This window comes from Spirillospora sp. CA-294931 (assembly GCF_050946795.1).
Classification (GTDB): domain Bacteria; phylum Actinomycetota; class Actinomycetes; order Streptosporangiales; family Streptosporangiaceae; genus Spirillospora.
Genome location: NZ_CP192006.1, coordinates 4355486 through 4371249, shown reverse-complemented (window position 1 = coordinate 4371249; position 15764 = coordinate 4355486). Strand labels below are relative to the sequence as shown.

Below are 15764 nucleotides of genomic sequence, written 5' to 3'. Positions count from 1 at the left end.
ACGGGCCCGCGATCAGACGTACGCGGGGAGGGGGCGGCTCATCGGGGCCGCCTCCACCTCGGCATAGGCCGTGGCAAGCCGGTCGACGGCCGTGCGCAGCACCTCGGGCGGCTGCACATACGGGAGCCGCACGTAGTCCTCCAGCACGCCGTCGACCCCGAACACCGGGCCCGGCACCACGCGGACCCCCTGGCGCGCGGCCGCCTCGGCGAGCGGGGTCGCCACCGGGGCCTCCAGCCTGACCCACAGCGACATGCCGCCCTCGGGCATCCCGAACTCCCAGCCCGGCAGCCGCTCGGACAGGGCGCGGGCCAGGGCGTCGCGGCTCTCCAGCAGGTCGGCGGCGCGCTGGGCGCGCACCTCCTCGACCCGCGCCAGCAGCTCCCGGACGATCAGCTGGTCGATCACGGCGCTGGACAGGTCGAGCGGCTCGCGGGCCGTGGTCAGGCGGCGCACCAGCGGGGCCGTCGTGCGGATCCAGCCGATGCGCAGCCCGCCCCACAGCAGCTTGGACGCCGAGCCGATCGTGACGACCCGGCCGCCGCGGTCGAAGGCGGCCATCGGCGGCACGCGCGGGACCGTGAGGTCGTGGGCGAGCTCGGCGAAGGTCTCGTCGGCCACGACGAACGCGTCGGCGCGGCGGGCGGCGGCCACCAGCGCCTCGCGCGTCGCGGCGTCCATGAGATGCCCCGTCGGGTTGTGGAAGTCGGGGACCAGGTAGGCCATCCGCACCGCCGCCTGCCGCATGCTGCCCGCGACGAGCTCGGCGTCCCAGCCCTCGTTGACGCCGACCGGCACCAGACGGGCGCCGCGCCTGCGCAGCGCGCCCAGGGCGTGCGGGTAGGTGGGCCGCTCGACCAGCACCGGCGCGCCCGGCTCCACCAGGACCTCGGTGAGCAGCGCGAACGCGTGCTGGGCGCCCGTGGTGATCACGATCTGCTCGGGCCCGGTCGGGACGCCGCGCGCCTCGTATCCGGCCGCCACCATCTCGCGTAGCTCCGCGAGCCCGGCGGGCGCGTACCCGGGGCCCGAGCTGTGCCGGGGCAGCTCGGCCACGGCCGCCGCCACCGCCTGGTCGAAGATCTCCGGGGCTCCGGGGGTGGCGCAGCCGAGGTCGATGATCCCGCCGTCGTCCTGCTCGGGCGGGACCATGCCGTGCCGCGCCGACGCGGGCGCCAGCGCCGACCGCTGGGGCAGCGCGGTCCAGCTTCCCGCGCCCTGCCTGCTGGCGATGTAGCCCTCGGTCCTGAGCCGGTCGTAGGCCGCGGTGACCGTGGTGCGGCTCACCTTCAGCGCGGCGGCCAGGTCGCGCTCGGCGGGCAGGCGGGTGCGCAGCGGCAGGCGCCCGTCCAGGACGAGCCCGCGCACCTCCCGGGCCAGGGCCGCGTAGTAGGGGCGTTCGTGCCGGACCTCGCCCATCAGCCGGGCCAACTGCTGACCGCTCACATGACGCACACTCATGCAGACCACTTTCGCATATTGGCTCTTTCGCCACCAGGCCACTGCTCCCCAGGATGAACTGGGACACTCTTGTGAAATGAGGGAAAATGGCCTTGATGGCGCGCCGACTGGTGCAGCTCTACGTCGGATTGGCTCTGTACGGCCTGGGCATCGCGCTCCAGGTGGACTCGGTGCTGGGCAACGACCCGTGGGACGTCTTCCACCAGGGCCTGTCGCGCAGGTTCGGGCTGTCGATCGGCGCCTGGCTCATCATCGTGGGCGCCGCGGTCATGCTGGCCTGGATCCCGCTGCGCCAGCGCCCCGGCATCGGCACCGTCAGCAATGTGATCATGGTCGGCGTCTTCGCCGACCTGTTCCTGTGGCTGCTGCCCGACCCCGAGGGCCTGGCCCTGCGCTGGACGTACCTCATCACCGCCATCCTGGTGGGCGGATTCGCCACCGGCTGCTACATCGGCGCGGGTCTGGGGCCCGGCCCCAGGGACGGCCTGATGACGGGCCTGGCGGCGCGCGGCCACTCGATCCGCGTGGTCAGGACCGGTATCGAGCTCGGCGTGCTGGTGATCGGCTGGCTGCTCGGCGGCACGGTCGGGATCGGAACGCTCCTGTACGCGGTCGCGATCGGCCCACTCTCGCACATCCTCATCCCCGCCCTGACGATCAAGGACCCGCGCCCCGAGGGCGACCCCTGCGACGGCGACCGGACCGTTCCCGAACCCGCCCGAGCCTGACCTCCGGCGCGACGGGCGGGACGAGAGCGAACGCGGTGCGCGGTGGGCCCGGTGTGGGGCCCCGCGCACCGCGTTCCGCGCTCAGCGGCCCTCTCAGGGCTCGGCGGGCAGGGTGGTGAGGACCGAGGTGAAGTCGCCGGGGAGCACGATGGTGTCGTCCTCGTAGCGGCTCTCCAGCAGGGACAGCTCACCGGCCCGCCACCAGTACAGGTGGGGGCTCAGGGAGCCGGGGCCCTCCTCGTAGGCGCGCAGGGCCTGGGCCTCCAGCTCGCGGACGGCGGCCGCCGCCGCGCGGTAACGGGCGCGGGGCCCGCCCTCGTGGGGCCGCAGGACGTGGACGACGATCAGCCCGCGGTTGGGGGCGACCACCAGCGCCCCGTGCGGGCCGATCTGGAGGTACTCCTCAAGCCAGGCCAGATGGGTGACGGCGTAGAACGTCCAGCCGTGCAGGACCGACACCCGGACGCCGCGCAGGTCCTGCTCGTCGTGCTGGAGCGCTCCGTCGGCGCGCACGTTCGCGCGGCCCAGCATGAACAGCGAGTCGCCCGAGACCGGCCAGCCGTTCATCTCCTCGACCGTGACGGTGCGGACGGCGGTCGGCGTGTCGACGACCACCGCCTCGATGAGGCCGGGTGCGAAAGGGCGCGCGGCCATCACCCCGTTGTCGTTCTCGGCCGGGTAGATGCGGGTGCGCAGCAGGTGCTGGGTGAGGTCGAAGTCGCTGAGGTCGAGCGGCTCCTCTATGGCGCCCACGACCGTGGTGACGTGGTCGGACACCAGCGCGGGCCAGTCGTCGCGGGGCAGCCGCCGGGCCAGCTGGCGCAGCAGCCGCATGTCGACGGGCAGCGTGCAGATGCCTTCGAGCAGGATGATGTCGCCTGGCACGGTCCGGCAGGCGTAGCCGAGGCTCTCGCCGACCAGCACGACCAGCGAGTCGAGGGTGCCGTCGGCCCAGGGATCGGGCCGGGCGTGGCGGCCGCTCATCGCGCACCTCCCGGAGCGGGTTCCAGGGTCCGCGCGGCGGCGTCGAGCCGGACCGGGGCGCCCATTTCGAGCGTGTGCTGGCGCGGGCCGTGACCGGCGGCCAGACCGGCCAGGATCGGGACCCCGAGGGAGCCGAGCCTGGCCTCGAACACCGTGTCGAGCTCGGCCGGGTCGCCGCAGTCCGTCCAGGAGCCCAGGACGATGCCCGCCGCCCCGTCGAACCATCCGGCCTGGAGAAGCTGGGTGAGCATCCGGTCGACGCGGTAGGGCTCCTCGCCGATGTCCTCCAGGAAGACCACGCGGCCCTCGGCCGGGAGCGGGGCGTCGGGCGTGCCGAGCATCGCGGCGATCAGCGCCAGCGTCCCGCCGGTCAGCGGGCCCTCGGCCCGCCCGGGACGCAGCGCGCGGTCGCCGGTGATCACCAGCCGCTCCGCCGTGCCGAACAGCACGGAGCGCAGGCCCGCCAGGGCCAGCGCCCGGTCGTCGGCGGAGTACTCGGCGGCGCCGCCGAGCGCGCCGAGCATGGGCCCGAACGTGGTGGTCACGCCCAGGCGCCGCCCGAAGGCCAGGTGCAGGGCCGTGACGTCGCTGAAGCCGTGCAGGAGCTTGGGCCCGGCGGCCGCCAGGGCGTCCCAGTCGAGCAGGGGCAGGACGCGGGTGGCGCCGTAGCCGCCGCGGGCGCAGATCACCGCCCGCACGGACGGATCGCACCAGGCGTGCTGGAGGTCGGCGGCCCGGTCGGCGTCGGTGCCCGCGAGCCGGTACCAGCCCTCGCGCGGCGTCCCTCCGGCCAGCCCGGCGCGGTCGAGGGCGTGCTTGCCGACCACGACGTCGAGCCCGAGCTCGCGCAGCGCGGCGCAGCCGGCCTCGACGCGGCCGGGATCGACCACGCCGCTCGGCGACACCACCGCGACCCGGTCGCCGCGCCTGAGCCGGGTGAACCGGACCGGGAGGGGCGAGGGCGTGCGCGGACGGCCGACTTCCGCCCCCGCGCGGGCGACCCCGCTCACCAAGCCGACCCCTCCTCGCTCCGCGACGGATAGAGCTTCGCAGGTACCGGCCGCCAGCGGAAGGGGCGGCCGGTCACGACCCGCCAACGGATCACCGGGCGGTTCCGAGCGCCAGGTCCACCAGCCGGGGCAGCGTCCGCCCGATCGGCTCGCGCAGGACCGCGTCGGCCAGCTCGTCGTAGGGCGTGGGCTGGGCATTCATGATCACCAGCCGGGCGCCGTGCTCGACGGCCTCCAGGCATAGGCCCGCGGCGGGCTGGACGGTGAGCGAGGTCCCGGCGGCGAGGAAGAGATCGCACGAGCGGGCCGCGTCGACGGCCGCGTCGAGCACGTCCTCCTTGAGGGCCTGCCCGAAAGAGATCGTCGCGGACTTCTGAATGCCGCCGCATTCGGGGCACGGCGGGTCGTCCTCGCCCGCGTCCACGCGGGCCAGGACCTCGGGCATCGGGGTGCGCAGCCCGCAGGCCAGGCACTCGGCCTCGCGCATGGTCCCGTGGATCTCGATCACGGCGCCGGACCCGGCCCGCTGGTGCAGGCCGTCGATGTTCTGGGTGACCAGGGCGCGCAGCCGCCCGGCCTTCTCCAGCTCCACCAGGGCGGCGTGGGCGGTGTTCGGCTCGGCGTCCCAGGCCGGGTGGTCGCGGCGCGAGCGCCAGGCGCGGCGGCGCACCTCGGCGTCGCCCAGGTAGGCCCCGATGGTGGCGGTCGCCGCGGCGGCCGGGTCTTTGGTCCAGACGCCCTGGGGTCCGCGGAAGTCGGGGATGCCGCTGTCGGTGCTGACCCCGGCGCCGGTGAGCACCGTGATCGAGCGGGCGCGCGGCAGCCATTCCGCGAGCGTCGGGGAGGCAGCGTCCATGCCTCCAGGTTAAGGCCCGGAAAGCCCGTTCCGATCCGAATATCCTGGGAGGCCACGCGGAGCGTCACGGGACGCCCCACTCGCGCGGAAGTGAGAGACTTGGCGGTCGTATGAGGACGACGCCGCACATCCTGGTGATCAATGGCACCAAGGTCCGACGTCCGGTGTTCATCCTGGGATCCCCCCACTCCGGAGCGGACCGGCTGGCGCGCGCCATCAAGCGCTCCGCCGGTTTCCACCTGACCACCGGGCGGCCCGGCGTGCTCAGGGTCACCTACGCCTTCGCCCGCAGGCCCGCGCTCAGCGAGCGGGGCCTGGGCGCGACCCGCGTGCTGCGCGACGCCTACGCCGAGGCGTGGCAGGTCTCGGCGCGCGGATGCGCCGAGTGCCCGGCCGAGTGCCGGACGGCGGCGGGGCTGCGTCCCGTCCCCGATCCGGACGATCCGGAGGGCTCGGGGCCCTGCGCCGAGCCCCGGGGCGTGTACCGGTACGCCGACGCCTCCCCCGACCTGATCTACAGCGCCGACGTCATCTTGGACGCCTTTCCCGACGCCCAGCTGCTCCAGGTGATCAGGGACGGCCGGGACGTGGTGGCCGACATGCTCCGCGACGACCGCTGCCTGGCGTGGTTCAAGCCCGGCCTGACCAACCTCGACACGGTGTTCCCGAACCCGTTCCTGGGGGTGGAGGACCCGGCCGAGCGCGACCGGTGGCCCCGGGCGGCGACGGCGGTCAAGTGCGCGCTGCGCTGGCGGGGGTCGGTGCGGCTCAGCGCCAGGCTCCGCGCGCAGACGCCCGAAGACCAGCTGCTCACCGTGCGGTACGAGGACATGGTCCGGCGTCCCGGACGGGTCGCCCGGGACATCTCGGGGTACCTGGGCTCAACGGTCTCGAAGGTGGCCCTCACCGAGGCGGGCGCGTCCGGGCCGGGCCAGGGCGAGGAGCGCCCCGGCACCGCCGCGCGCACGCGGCTCACGCCCCGGCAGCTGCTCCAGGTGGAGAAGGTCGCCGGAACCGAGCTCCGGCGGCTGGGGTACCGGCTCAGCGACGGCGGATGAGCTCGGACGAGGACGCCGCGACGTCCGGCCCGAGCCAGCCGATCGCCACGCCCGCCGCCCCGAGCCCAACGACCATGACGGTGAAGCGGCCCGTTCCGCTTCTGACCACTCGTGCGGGCCTGACCATCCTGCGCACGTGATCCTCCCACCTCTTCGGGGAACACAGCGGTGACGCTGCGGGTGACGTTCTCCCTCACTCTGACGCCGAGAGGTGGCCGCCGGGTTGCCGGTTCGGCCTCACGGACTGAAGATCTGGTGCATCCGCGTGACGCGGCCCCGCTCGTCCAGCCAGACGTCGAACATGCGGGCGCGGCCGGGCATCGGCGCGAGCCTGCGGTCGGCCTCGCGCGAGAGCCGGGCGAACTCGGCGGGCGAGACCGGGACGCCCTTGAGCCAGTCGCCGAGCTCGCCGAGGTGGATCGGGGCTGTGACATTGATCACCGCGCCCGGGGCCAGGGGCGCCCGGGTCTCGCGCTGGAGCCGGGCGGGGACGAGCGTCTCGGGGCCGCCCGGCTGCTGCCGGACCGCCCGCGCGAGCACGACCTCCGAGGGGTTCGCGCCGGGCTTGACCACCGCGAACGCCTTCTCGGGCGCCCGGGTCCCGCCCGCCACCGCCCGGACGTCGGCGCTCTCGCCGCCGCAGGACCCCAGCGTCCCCGCCGCCAGGACGAACGCGAGCGCGGCGCCCGCCCCGCGAAGCCTTCCGTGCATTCGATCACCCCCTGATCAGGGGGATAACTACCCCGGCCGCTCCAGGATCATCATCGGCGCGGCCGACTATCACCCGGTGCGATCGGATCGTTACTCCGCCGTGATGGGCTCCCCCGCCCGGTCGTTCTGGTGGGCGAACTGGGTGCGGTACAGCTCGGCGTAAAGGCCGCCCGCCAGCAGCAGTTCCTCGTGGCGTCCGCGCTCGGCGACCCGCCCGCCGTCGATCACCAGGATCTGGTCGGCCTCGCGGATCGTGGACAGCCGGTGGGCGATCACCAGCGAGGTCCGCCCGGCCAGTGCGGTGCGCAGCGCCCGCTGGACGGCGGCCTCGGACTCGGAGTCCAGATGCGCGGTGGCCTCGTCCAGGACGACGATCGACGGGGCCTTCAGCAGCAGCCGCGCGATGGCCAGCCGCTGCTTCTCGCCGCCCGACAGGCGGTAGCCCCGGTCGCCGACGATGGTGTCCAGGCCGTCGGGCATGGACCCCACGACCGCGCCGATCTGGGCGGCCTCCAGCGCGGCGAAGATCTCCTCGTCGGTGGCCTCCGGCCGGGCGTAGCGCAGGTTCTCGCGGATCGAGTCGTGGAACAGGTGCGCGTCCTGGCTCACCACACCGATCCTGGCGCGCAGCGAGTCGAGGGTGACGTCGCGGACGTCCTGCCCGCCGACGCGCACGGCTCCCTCGTTCACGTCGTAGAGCCGCGAGACCAGATGGGTGATCGTCGACTTGCCGGCCCCGGAGGGCCCGACCAGCGCGACCAGCTGGCCCGGCGCGGCGGTGAAGGAGACCTCGTGCAGGACCTGCCGTCCCGGCGCGCTGTCGGCCCGGGCGATCGACTCCAGCGAGGCCAGCGAGACCTCCTCGGCCGAGGGATAGGAGAACGCGACCCCGTCGAACTCGATCGCGGGGGCGGCGCCGTTCTCGCCCGCGTGCCCCTCCCCCAGCGGCCGGGCGTCCTTGCCGTCGGAGATCAGCGGCTTGAGGTCCAGGACCTCGAACACCCGGTCGAAGCTCACCAGCGCGGTCATCACGTCCACGTGGACGTTCGACAGCGCCGTCAGCGGGCCGTACATGCGGCTCAGCAGGGCGGCCAGGGCCACCAGCGTGCCGAGCTGGAACCCGCCGTCGACGACCAGGACGCCGCCCACGCCGTAGACCATCGCGGTGGCCAGCGCGGCCACCAGGGTCAGGGCGGTGAAGAAGACGCGCCCGTACATGGCCGCGATGACCCCGATGTCACGGACGCGGGCCGCCCGCGCCGCGAAGTTCTCCTCCTCCTCGACCGGGCGCCCGTACAGCTTGGCCAGCATGGCGCCCGCCACGTTGAACCGCTCGGTCATCAGCGAGCTCATCTCGGCGTCGAGCTGCATCTGCTCGCGGCTGATCGACGACAGCCGCTTGCCGACCCACTTGGCCGGGAAGATGAACACCGGCAGGAGCAGCAGCGCGATCAGCGTGACCTGCCACGACAGCCAGAGCATGGTGAGCAGCACCAGCACCAGGCCGATCACGTTGGAGACGACCGACGACAGCGTGGTGGTCAGGGCGCGCTGCGCGCCGATCACGTCGTTGTTGAGGCGGCTGACCAGCGACCCGGTCTGGGCGCGCATGAAGAACGCCACCGGCTGCCGCTGGACGTGGCCGAACACCTGCGTCCGCAGGTCGTAGATCAGGCCCTCCCCGATACGGGAGGAGTACCACCGCTGGACCAGGCCGAGGGCGGCCTCGACGAACGCCAGCCCGGCGACCGCGACCGCCAGCCAGATCACCAGGTCCTCGCGGCCGGGCACGACGCCCCGGTCGATGATGGCCTTGAGCAGCAGGGGGTTGGCCACCACGATCACGGCGGCCAGCGAGTTCAGGGCGAGAAAGAGCACCAGCTCGCGGACGTAGGGGCGGGCGTAGCCCGCGATCCGCTTCACCGTGCCGGGCTTGAGCTTCTGCTGGGTGACCGAACCGTCCCGGCGGAACGAGTTCATCACCTGCCAGCCGTTGCCCGACATTCCCGGCATCGTCACAACGCGCCTCCGAGGGGTCCAGGCTCACGAGCGATCAATCGCACGACCAATGGGTAATCAAGTAATCATCCCAACAACCCGGGGGGCCGCGCCGCTTCCCGGCTCCGCTCCTGGCGTAACGCCGCTTGATGAAGGTTTTGTACCAGTGTCGGCCAATATCGGGGGATCTCGTGGACGTGGACGCGTCCCGGTAGTAAGAAAACTGATCACCAACCTCAGGCTCGGAAAACCCCAGGAGCCCTCCGTGACACAAGCCCTCCTCCGCGGCGGCGCCGGCGTGATCACCCTCACCGCCGCGCTGCTCGCGACGTCCGTCCTCCCGGCGGGGGCCACCGCCCCCACCCGGGCGGCGCCCTCCACGGTCAAGATCGCGGACGGCGAGACCAAGCCGACCTATTCCCGTGCCGACGCCGTGAGCCAGGTCGTCAGCATCGAGACCACGGTCGACAGCGACCGCGACGGCGAGCGCGACCGCGTCCAGATGCGGATCATCCGCCCCAAGGAGACCGACACCGCGGGCCTCAAGGTGCCCACGATCGTCGAGGCCAGCCCCTACTGGGCCGGGACGCACGACATCCCCATGTACCCCGTCGACATCGACGCCGCGAGCGCGCGCTCCAGGAGCGCCGTCCAGCGGAACCTCGCCGAGGTCTTCCCCGGGTACCTCGACAATTACTACATCCCGCGCGGCTACGCCGTCGCGCACCTCGACAGCATCGGCTCCGGCGGCTCGACCGGCTGCCCCACCTCCGGCGACCGCGCCGAGCAGGCCGGGGCCCGCGCCGCCACCGACTGGCTGACCGGCAAGGCCAAGGGCTTCGCGCCCGACGGCAAGGAAGTGAAGTCGAGCTGGTCGAGCGGGAACGTCGGCATGATCGGCCAGTCCTACAACGGCACGCTGCCCAACATGGCCGCCGCCACCGGCGTGCCGGGGCTCAAGGCCATCGTCCCGGTCGCGGCCATCTCCAGCTGGTACGACTACTACCGCGCCAACGGCGGCGTCCTGGCCCCCGGCGGCTTCCAGGGCGAGGACCTCGACATCCTGGCCAAGGTCGTCCTGACCCGCAAGAACCCCGAGGTCTGCCAGAAGGTCATCGACGAGATCACCCAGTCCCAGGACCGAGTCACCGGCGACTACAGCGACGTCTGGGCCCAGCGCGACTACGTCGGCCAGGCCCGCAAGGTCAAGGCCGCCGTGATGGTCATCCACGGCCTCAACGACTGGAACGTCAAGGTCAAGAACTCCGTCCAGTGGTGGAACGCCCTCAAGCAGAGCGGGGTGCCGCGCAAGCTCTGGCTGCACCAGGCCTCGCACGCCACGCCGTTCCGCTGGCGCCTGGAGGAGTGGCTCCGCCAGACGCACCACTGGTTCGACCGCTACCTCTACAACATCAAGAACGGCATCGAGAACGAGCCCCGCGTCGACATCGAGCGCGCCCCCGGCCAGTGGGAGACGGCCAAGGACTGGCCCGTCCCCGGCACCCGTGACGTGCCGCTCAGCCTGAACGCGGGCCCGGACGGCCAGCCCGGCGAGCTGGAACTGCGTCCCGCCAAGGGCGCCGAGCAGTCCCTGATCGACGCGGGCCGCACCCGCACCGCCGAGCAGCTGCTGGTCAACGAGAACACGGCCGACCCCAACCGGCTGGCCTACCTCACCCAGCCGCTCACCAAGCCCGTCCGGGTGAACGGCATCCCCCGGGCCGACCTGCGCGCCTCGCTCAACGGCCGCTCGCCCTACCTCACGGCCCTTCTGGTCGACTACGGCACCGACACCCGTCCCACCGGCGCCCGCGTCGACACCGGCGTGAAGGTCTGCTACGGCGAGAGCGTCCCCGGTGACGAGGGCTGCACCACCCGCCAGGCCCACCGCACCGCGACGGCCCCCTACAAGATCATCACTCGTGGCTGGCTCGACGCCCGCAACCGCAAGAGCCCCTCGCGCACCGACCCGATCGAGCCCGGCAAGAAGTACGACTTCCGCTGGGACTTCGAGCCCACCGACTACGTCGTCAAGCCCGGCCACCGGCTGGGCGTGATCGTCCTGTCCACCGACTACGACTACACGCTCCGCTACCCGGCCGGGACCAAGCTCGTCCTGGACCCCGGCACCAGCAAGGTCATCCTGCCGCTGGCCCGAGGCGGCCGAGAAGCCCTCAAGTAACCCCCGGCAAGTGAAGGGCCCGGCCGCCGAGCGGCCGGGCCCTTCCCAATACAAGCAGGTGTTATCAGGGGGTGAGTTCGGAGAGGCGGCGGAGCAGGGCTCGCTGCTCGTGGCGTTCGGCGGCGGCCTGCTGGGCGAGGGTGTTCTCGGCGGCCTGGTGCAGGAGGCGCTTGGTGGCGGTCGCCGTGTGGTGATCGACGGCCAGCAGGGCGGTGGTCAGGTCGGCGACGGCGGCGTCGAGGCCGTCGCGGGCGACCAGAACCTCGGCCAGGCCGAGGCGCTCGGCCTCGTCGGCGAGGACGGTGCGGGTTGTCAGGCACAGGTGCAGGGCCTTGGCGACGCCGACGATCTCGACCAGCGGCTTGGTGCCGGTGAGGTCGGGGACGATGCCGAGCGCGGGCTCCTTCATGCAGAACTTGGCGTCGTCGGCGACGACGCGCAGGTCGCAGGACAGGGCCAGCTGGAAGCCGCCGCCGATGGCGTGGCCGTGCACGGCGGCGATCGAGACGATGTCGGGGCGGCGCAGCCACAGGTAGCCCGCCTGGAGGCCCGCGATGAAGGTGTCGGTGGCCTCGGGGTCGGCGCCGTCGGGGAAGCCGCCGCCCTGGCCGGTGAACATGGCCAGGTCGATCCCGGCGCAGAACGAGGGGCCCTCGCCGCGGACGACGACCACCCGCACCTGCGGTGGCAGGGCGTCGCCCACCGCCGCCATGGTGTGCCAGGTGGTGAAGGTCAGGGCGTTGCGGCGCTCGGGCCGGTTCAGGGTGAGCGTGGCGACCGGCCCGTCGACCTCGAACCGAAGCCCCGCCTCGGCCAGCCGTTCCGGTGACGGCATGGCCGCATCCGGACGCGTCCCCTCGGTCGTGACGTCCGCCATCGCGCTCCCCTTCCGCAGTGTTCTCACAGGTGGGCGGCGCGCGAAAGCACAGAGCGCGTTCCCCCCGCCTTCTCCGCCGCCGCGACCGAATGCTACTCGGTCGGTCGCGGCGGCGGATCGGGCGGTGCGCTCATCCGGGGGTCAGTGCCAGATCGGTGCCGGGGCGGCGGCGCCGATCAGGACTTCTTGCCGCGGGTCGCGCCGCCGCGACCACGCAGGTTGACACCGGATTCGGTCAGGATCCGATGGATGAACCCATAGGAGCGGCCGGTGGCGGCTGCCAGGGCGCGGATGCTCTCGCCGGAGTCGTACCTCTTCTTGAGTTCCGTCGCCAGCTTGTCGCGCTCGGCACCGGTCACGCGGGTGCCCTTCTTAAGGGTCTCGGCCACGAGTACCTCCCGTAGTGATGTGGTGACCGCTGCGTTATCCCCCGCCATGATCAGTCATTCCCGCGCGTTCGGCTACCCACTCCGCCAGAAAAGATCTGCATTGGCCGCCCTGCAGGTCACGCAAGTGCCACCAGATCGGCAAACTCGTCACTCCAGATGTCTTCCACCCCATCTGGAAGCAAAATCACTCTTTCCGGCCGAAGCGCCGCCACGGCCCCCTCGTCGTGGGTGACCATCACGATGGCCCCCGCGAACGTGCGCAGCGCGCCGAGGATCTCCTGGCGGCTGGCCGGGTCGAGGTTGTTGGTGGGCTCGTCCAGGAGCAGGACGTTGGCGCTGGACACCACGAGCATCGCCAGGGCGAGCCGGGTCTTCTCGCCGCCCGACAGGACGCCCGCGGGCTTGTCGACGTCGTCGCCGGAGAACAGGAACGAGCCGAGGATCTTGCGGACCTCGACCGGGGCCATGCCCGGCGCGGCCGACTGCATGTTCTCCAGGACCGAGCGCTCGACCTCCAGCGTCTCGTGCTCCTGGGCGTAGTAGCCGAGCCGGAGGCCGTGCCCGGGGATCACCATGCCGGTGTCGGGCTTGTCGACCCCGGCCAGCAGGCGCAACAGGGTGGTCTTGCCCGCGCCGTTGAGGCCCAGGATGACCACGCGGCTGCCGCGGTCGATGGCCAGGCCCACGTCGGTGAAGATCTCCAGCGAGCCGTAGGACTTGGACAGGCCGTCGGCGGTCAGCGGCGTCTTGCCGCACGGAGCGGGCTCGGGGAAGCGGATCTTGGCGACCTTGTCGGCCTGCCGCACGCCCTCGGCGCCCGCCAGCAGCTGCCGGGCGCGCCGGTCCATCTGCTGGGCGGCCTTGGCCTTGGTGGCCTTGGCGCGCATCTTGTCGGCCTGCGAGATCAGCGCGGTGGCCTGGCGCTGGGCGTTGGCCGACTCGCGCTTGCGGCGCCGCTCGTCGGTCTCGCGCTGCTCCTGGTACTTCTTCCAGCCGACGTTGTAGATGTCGATCACGCAGCGGTTGGCGTCCAGATGGAAGACCCGGTTGACCACCGCGTCGAGCAGCTCGACGTCGTGGCTGATGACCACCAGACCGCCCTGGTGGGACTTCAGGAAGTCGCGCAGCCAGACGATCGAGTCGGCGTCCAGGTGGTTGGTGGGCTCGTCCAGCAGCAGCGTGTCGGCGCCGGAGAACAGGATGCGGGCCAGCTCGACGCGGCGGCGCTGACCGCCCGACAGCGTGCCCAGCGGCTGGGTCATGACCCGGTCGGGCAGGCCGAGGCTGGAGGCGATGGAGGCGGCCTCGGCCTCGGCGGAGTAGCCGCCGAGGACGTGCAGCCGCTCCTCCAGGCGCCCGTAGCGGCGGACGGCCTTGTCGCGCTCGTTCCCGGTGGCCGTGGCCATCTGGTCCTCGGCGGCCCGGAGCTTGCGGATCACCTCGTCCAGCCCCCGGGAGGACAGGATGCGGTCGCGGGCCAGTTCCTCAAGGTCGACGCCGCGCGGGTCCTGCGGCAGGTAGCCGATGGAGCCCGAGTGGGTCACGCCGCCCTGGGCGGGCTGGGCCTCGCCGGCCAGGACCTTGGTCAGGGTGGTCTTGCCGGCGCCGTTGCGGCCGACGAAGCCGACCCGGTCGCCGGGGTTGACGCGGAAGGAGGCGGTCTCGATGAGCAGCCGGGATCCGGCGCGCAGTTCGATGTCGGTTGCGATGATCACGTTGGCAGGGCTTCCCTGGGACGGCTCGACGGTCGGAAATGGCGCAGCAAAAGGCGCCGGGGCCGTAGCCGCGGCGCTCCAGGGGCCTGTTACCTCGTGAGCGGCATGGCACCAGTGTACGTGATGCGCGGGCCGGACCCGGCCATGCCGAACCGAGCCGAACAGAGGTGCGGTCCGGGCGCGAAGCAGCAGGATACGGGGTACGGGCGGGAGAGAGAGGCCGGGGTCCGCACCGGCCGGAGAGAAGGTTTCCCATGACCAGTGTGACGAGCAACGCCCCGACCGGCACGCCCACGTGGCTCGACCTCGGCATCCCCGACCTCGGCCGCGCCAGGGAGTTCTACGGCGAGCTCTTCGGTTGGGAGTTCGAGGACTACGGCGAGGAGGCCGGGCACTACCACGGCTGTCTCCTGCGCGGCGAGCCGGTCGCCGGGATGATGAAGAACCCCGATCCGGACGCGACGTCGTTCTGGTGGGGCCTGTACTTCGCCACCGACGACTGCGACGGGACCGTCAAGCGCGCCCTCGACGCGGGCGGCACCGAGATCGTCCCGGCCATGGACGTGATGGGCCAGGGGCGGATGGCCATCCTCGGCGACGCGGTCGGCGCCCAGTTCGGTCTCTGGCAGGGCGGCGACCTGCCCGGCGCGAAGATCGTCAACGAGCCCGGCTCGTTCTCGTGGAACGAGCTGACCACCTCGCGGCCCGGGCTGGCCCGCGAGTTCTACGCGGCGCTGTTCGGGTACTCGCTGGAGCCCATGCCGGGCGACCTGGACTACACGGCGCTCAACCGTTCCTCGGACGGCGTGGCCGTCGGCGGGATCTACGGGCTGCCCGAGGCGACGTCCTCGTCGTGGCTGACCTACTTCGAGGTCGAGGACCCCGACGTCTCGACCGGGGTGGTCAGGACGGGCGGCGGCACCGTCGTCGACGAGCCCGCCGACACCCCCTACGGCCGCATGGCCAAGGTGAAGGACCCGTTCGGCACGGAGTTCTACATCATCAAGTCCGCGCCGCGGATGGGTTCCTGACCCGAGGCTGGGGTCACTGCTGTTCGGCCTGGAGGCGCTGGCCGATGGTCTGGTGCAGGCGCTGGAGACCGTTGGCCCCGAGCATCCCGACCTGGCCCTCCAGGTCGCGCAGGAGCGTGTCCTGGTTGGTGACGACCTCCGACGACTGCATCAGGACGGTGCCCGACCCGGTGAAGTCGAACTGGTGCTCCTCGCCCGAGGTGCCGCCGACGCCGAACATCATCCGGGCCGCGCCCAGGACGCCGCGCATGTAGCTGTGGTCGTAGTGGTGGCAGGGCGAGGGCGTGTCGGCCCAGCCGAGCAGGGCCTGCGGGTCGACCCGGATCGGCGGCTCGACGAAGTGCACCGGGCCGTTGGACGCGGCGACGAACCGTCCCGTGCCGATCAGGGTGAGGAACCCGGGGATGATCGACTGCTTGAGCTCGAGCCCCGGCTCGAACGCCAGCAGGTTGCCGGCCCTGATCGTGAGGTTGCCCTCCTCCAGCTCATAGGAGTTGAGGTCGAACTTGCGGTCGGCCAGCAGCAGCTTGCCCTGGCCGTTGGCCACGATCCAGTCCTGGGCGTACAGCGGCGAGTGGAAGTGCGAGGCGACCAGCGCGTCCAGCGGCCCGGCCGACAGCGCCTCGAACTTGATCTGCCCGTAGTAGGCGATCATCTTGCCCTTCTGGGCGAACCACTGGCCGTTGAGCTCGACGCTGAAGGCGTAGGGGTTGACGTTGTCGCTGGACGGAAGCGTCTGCGCGTTGAACGTGGGAACCGACACG

The 15764-nt window shown here is 72.3% G+C and carries 15 protein-coding genes; 4 read left to right on the top strand and 11 right to left on the bottom strand.

The features are described from left to right. Positions 1-12 precede the first annotated feature (12 nt). On the bottom strand, positions 13-1461 hold the full coding sequence (locus tag ACQPY4_RS19480; RefSeq protein WP_433338334.1) for a PLP-dependent aminotransferase family protein: 1449 nt from the start codon (positions 1459-1461) through the stop codon (positions 13-15). A 95-nt stretch (positions 1462-1556) separates the two neighbouring features. Here ACQPY4_RS19480 and ACQPY4_RS19475 point away from each other — a divergent pair, with 95 nt between their 5' ends. Next, the gene (locus tag ACQPY4_RS19475; protein WP_433338332.1) at positions 1557-2189 is read left to right on the top strand and encodes a YczE/YyaS/YitT family protein; all 633 of its coding nucleotides are present in this window, start codon (positions 1557-1559) and stop codon (positions 2187-2189) included. 93 nt (positions 2190-2282) lie between these two features. Here ACQPY4_RS19475 and ACQPY4_RS19470 read toward each other — a convergent pair whose 3' ends face one another. From ACQPY4_RS19470 to ACQPY4_RS19460, 3 genes are all read right to left on the bottom strand, one after another. Continuing rightward, positions 2283-3173 carry a hypothetical protein gene (locus tag ACQPY4_RS19470; RefSeq protein ID WP_433338330.1) on the bottom strand — a complete coding sequence of 297 codons (891 nt, stop codon included), beginning with the start codon at positions 3171-3173 and terminating at the stop codon, positions 2283-2285. Then, entirely contained in the window at positions 3170-4183 is a 1014-nt protein-coding gene (locus ACQPY4_RS19465; protein WP_433338328.1) for a S66 peptidase family protein, read from the bottom strand. The genes ACQPY4_RS19470 and ACQPY4_RS19465 overlap by 4 nt, the downstream gene beginning before the upstream one ends. A 91-nt stretch (positions 4184-4274) precedes the next feature. Further along, on the bottom strand, positions 4275-5039 hold the full coding sequence (locus ACQPY4_RS19460; RefSeq protein WP_433338326.1) for an SIR2 family NAD-dependent protein deacylase: 765 nt from the start codon (positions 5037-5039) through the stop codon (positions 4275-4277). Positions 5040-5149: 110 nt separating this feature from the next. Between ACQPY4_RS19460 and ACQPY4_RS19455 the strand changes: the two genes are divergently transcribed. Next, positions 5150-6097 carry a sulfotransferase family protein gene (locus tag ACQPY4_RS19455; RefSeq protein ID WP_433338324.1) on the top strand — a complete coding sequence of 316 codons (948 nt, stop codon included), beginning with the start codon at positions 5150-5152 and terminating at the stop codon, positions 6095-6097. Here the strand turns inward: ACQPY4_RS19455 and ACQPY4_RS19450 are convergent. The 3 genes from ACQPY4_RS19450 to ACQPY4_RS19440 all read right to left on the bottom strand — a co-directional run bounded on the left by ACQPY4_RS19450 (position 6081) and on the right by ACQPY4_RS19440 (position 8821). After that, complete coding sequence (locus tag ACQPY4_RS19450; protein ID WP_433338322.1) at positions 6081-6233, bottom strand: hypothetical protein; 153 nt, start codon at positions 6231-6233, stop codon at positions 6081-6083. The genes ACQPY4_RS19455 and ACQPY4_RS19450 overlap by 17 nt on opposite strands. A 101-nt stretch (positions 6234-6334) precedes the next feature. After that, positions 6335-6808, bottom strand: coding sequence for a hypothetical protein (locus ACQPY4_RS19445; RefSeq protein ID WP_433338320.1), 474 nt, complete (start codon positions 6806-6808; stop codon positions 6335-6337). 90 nt (positions 6809-6898) lie between these two features. Continuing rightward, positions 6899-8821, bottom strand: a complete 1923-nt coding sequence (locus tag ACQPY4_RS19440) for an ABC transporter ATP-binding protein (protein WP_433338958.1) — start codon at positions 8819-8821, stop codon at positions 6899-6901. A gap of 250 nt (positions 8822-9071) precedes the next feature. Between ACQPY4_RS19440 and ACQPY4_RS19435 the strand changes: the two genes are divergently transcribed. Next, entirely contained in the window at positions 9072-10988 is a 1917-nt protein-coding gene (locus ACQPY4_RS19435) for a Xaa-Pro dipeptidyl-peptidase (protein WP_433338318.1), read from the top strand. Between the two features lie 64 nt (positions 10989-11052). On the opposite strand, the gene ACQPY4_RS19430 is transcribed toward ACQPY4_RS19435, so the two are convergent. The 3 genes from ACQPY4_RS19430 to ACQPY4_RS19420 form a co-directional block, all read right to left on the bottom strand. Continuing rightward, the gene (locus ACQPY4_RS19430) at positions 11053-11865 is read right to left on the bottom strand and encodes an enoyl-CoA hydratase/isomerase family protein (protein ID WP_433338316.1); all 813 of its coding nucleotides are present in this window, start codon (positions 11863-11865) and stop codon (positions 11053-11055) included. A 176-nt stretch (positions 11866-12041) separates the two neighbouring features. Next, positions 12042-12254 carry a helix-turn-helix domain-containing protein gene (locus tag ACQPY4_RS19425; protein ID WP_018656527.1) on the bottom strand — a complete coding sequence of 71 codons (213 nt, stop codon included), beginning with the start codon at positions 12252-12254 and terminating at the stop codon, positions 12042-12044. A 116-nt stretch (positions 12255-12370) separates the two neighbouring features. Next, positions 12371-13969: an ABC-F family ATP-binding cassette domain-containing protein gene (locus ACQPY4_RS19420; RefSeq protein WP_433338313.1), complete on the bottom strand. Its 1599-nt coding sequence runs from the start codon at positions 13967-13969 to the stop codon at positions 12371-12373. A 254-nt stretch (positions 13970-14223) separates the two neighbouring features. On the opposite strand from ACQPY4_RS19420, the gene ACQPY4_RS19415 reads away from it, so the two are divergent. Then, the gene (locus tag ACQPY4_RS19415) at positions 14224-15000 is read left to right on the top strand and encodes a VOC family protein (protein WP_433338311.1); all 777 of its coding nucleotides are present in this window, start codon (positions 14224-14226) and stop codon (positions 14998-15000) included. Positions 15001-15013: 13 nt separating this feature from the next. Here the strand turns inward: ACQPY4_RS19415 and ACQPY4_RS19410 are convergent, their stop codons facing one another. Further along, positions 15014-15763, bottom strand: coding sequence for an AIM24 family protein (locus tag ACQPY4_RS19410; RefSeq protein WP_433338309.1), 750 nt, complete (start codon positions 15761-15763; stop codon positions 15014-15016). Between the last annotated feature and the right edge of the window lies 1 nt (position 15764).

Excerpts from the sequence above, each read along its gene's own strand:
- ACQPY4_RS19480 (WP_433338334.1), bottom strand. The coding sequence starts at position 1,461 with ATGAGTGTGCGTCATGTGAGCGGTCAGCAGTTGGCCCGGCTGATGGGC.
- ACQPY4_RS19475 (WP_433338332.1), top strand. The coding sequence starts at position 1,557 with ATGGCGCGCCGACTGGTGCAGCTCTACGTCGGATTGGCTCTGTACGGC.
- ACQPY4_RS19470 (WP_433338330.1), bottom strand. The coding sequence starts at position 3,173 with ATGAGCGGCCGCCACGCCCGGCCCGATCCCTGGGCCGACGGCACCCTC.
- ACQPY4_RS19460 (WP_433338326.1), bottom strand. The coding sequence starts at position 5,039 with ATGGACGCTGCCTCCCCGACGCTCGCGGAATGGCTGCCGCGCGCCCGC.
- ACQPY4_RS19455 (WP_433338324.1), top strand. The coding sequence starts at position 5,150 with ATGAGGACGACGCCGCACATCCTGGTGATCAATGGCACCAAGGTCCGA.
- ACQPY4_RS19445 (WP_433338320.1), bottom strand. The coding sequence starts at position 6,808 with ATGCACGGAAGGCTTCGCGGGGCGGGCGCCGCGCTCGCGTTCGTCCTG.
- ACQPY4_RS19440 (WP_433338958.1), bottom strand. The coding sequence starts at position 8,821 with ATGCCGGGAATGTCGGGCAACGGCTGGCAGGTGATGAACTCGTTCCGC.
- ACQPY4_RS19430 (WP_433338316.1), bottom strand. The coding sequence starts at position 11,865 with ATGGCGGACGTCACGACCGAGGGGACGCGTCCGGATGCGGCCATGCCG.
- ACQPY4_RS19415 (WP_433338311.1), top strand. The coding sequence starts at position 14,224 with ATGACCAGTGTGACGAGCAACGCCCCGACCGGCACGCCCACGTGGCTC.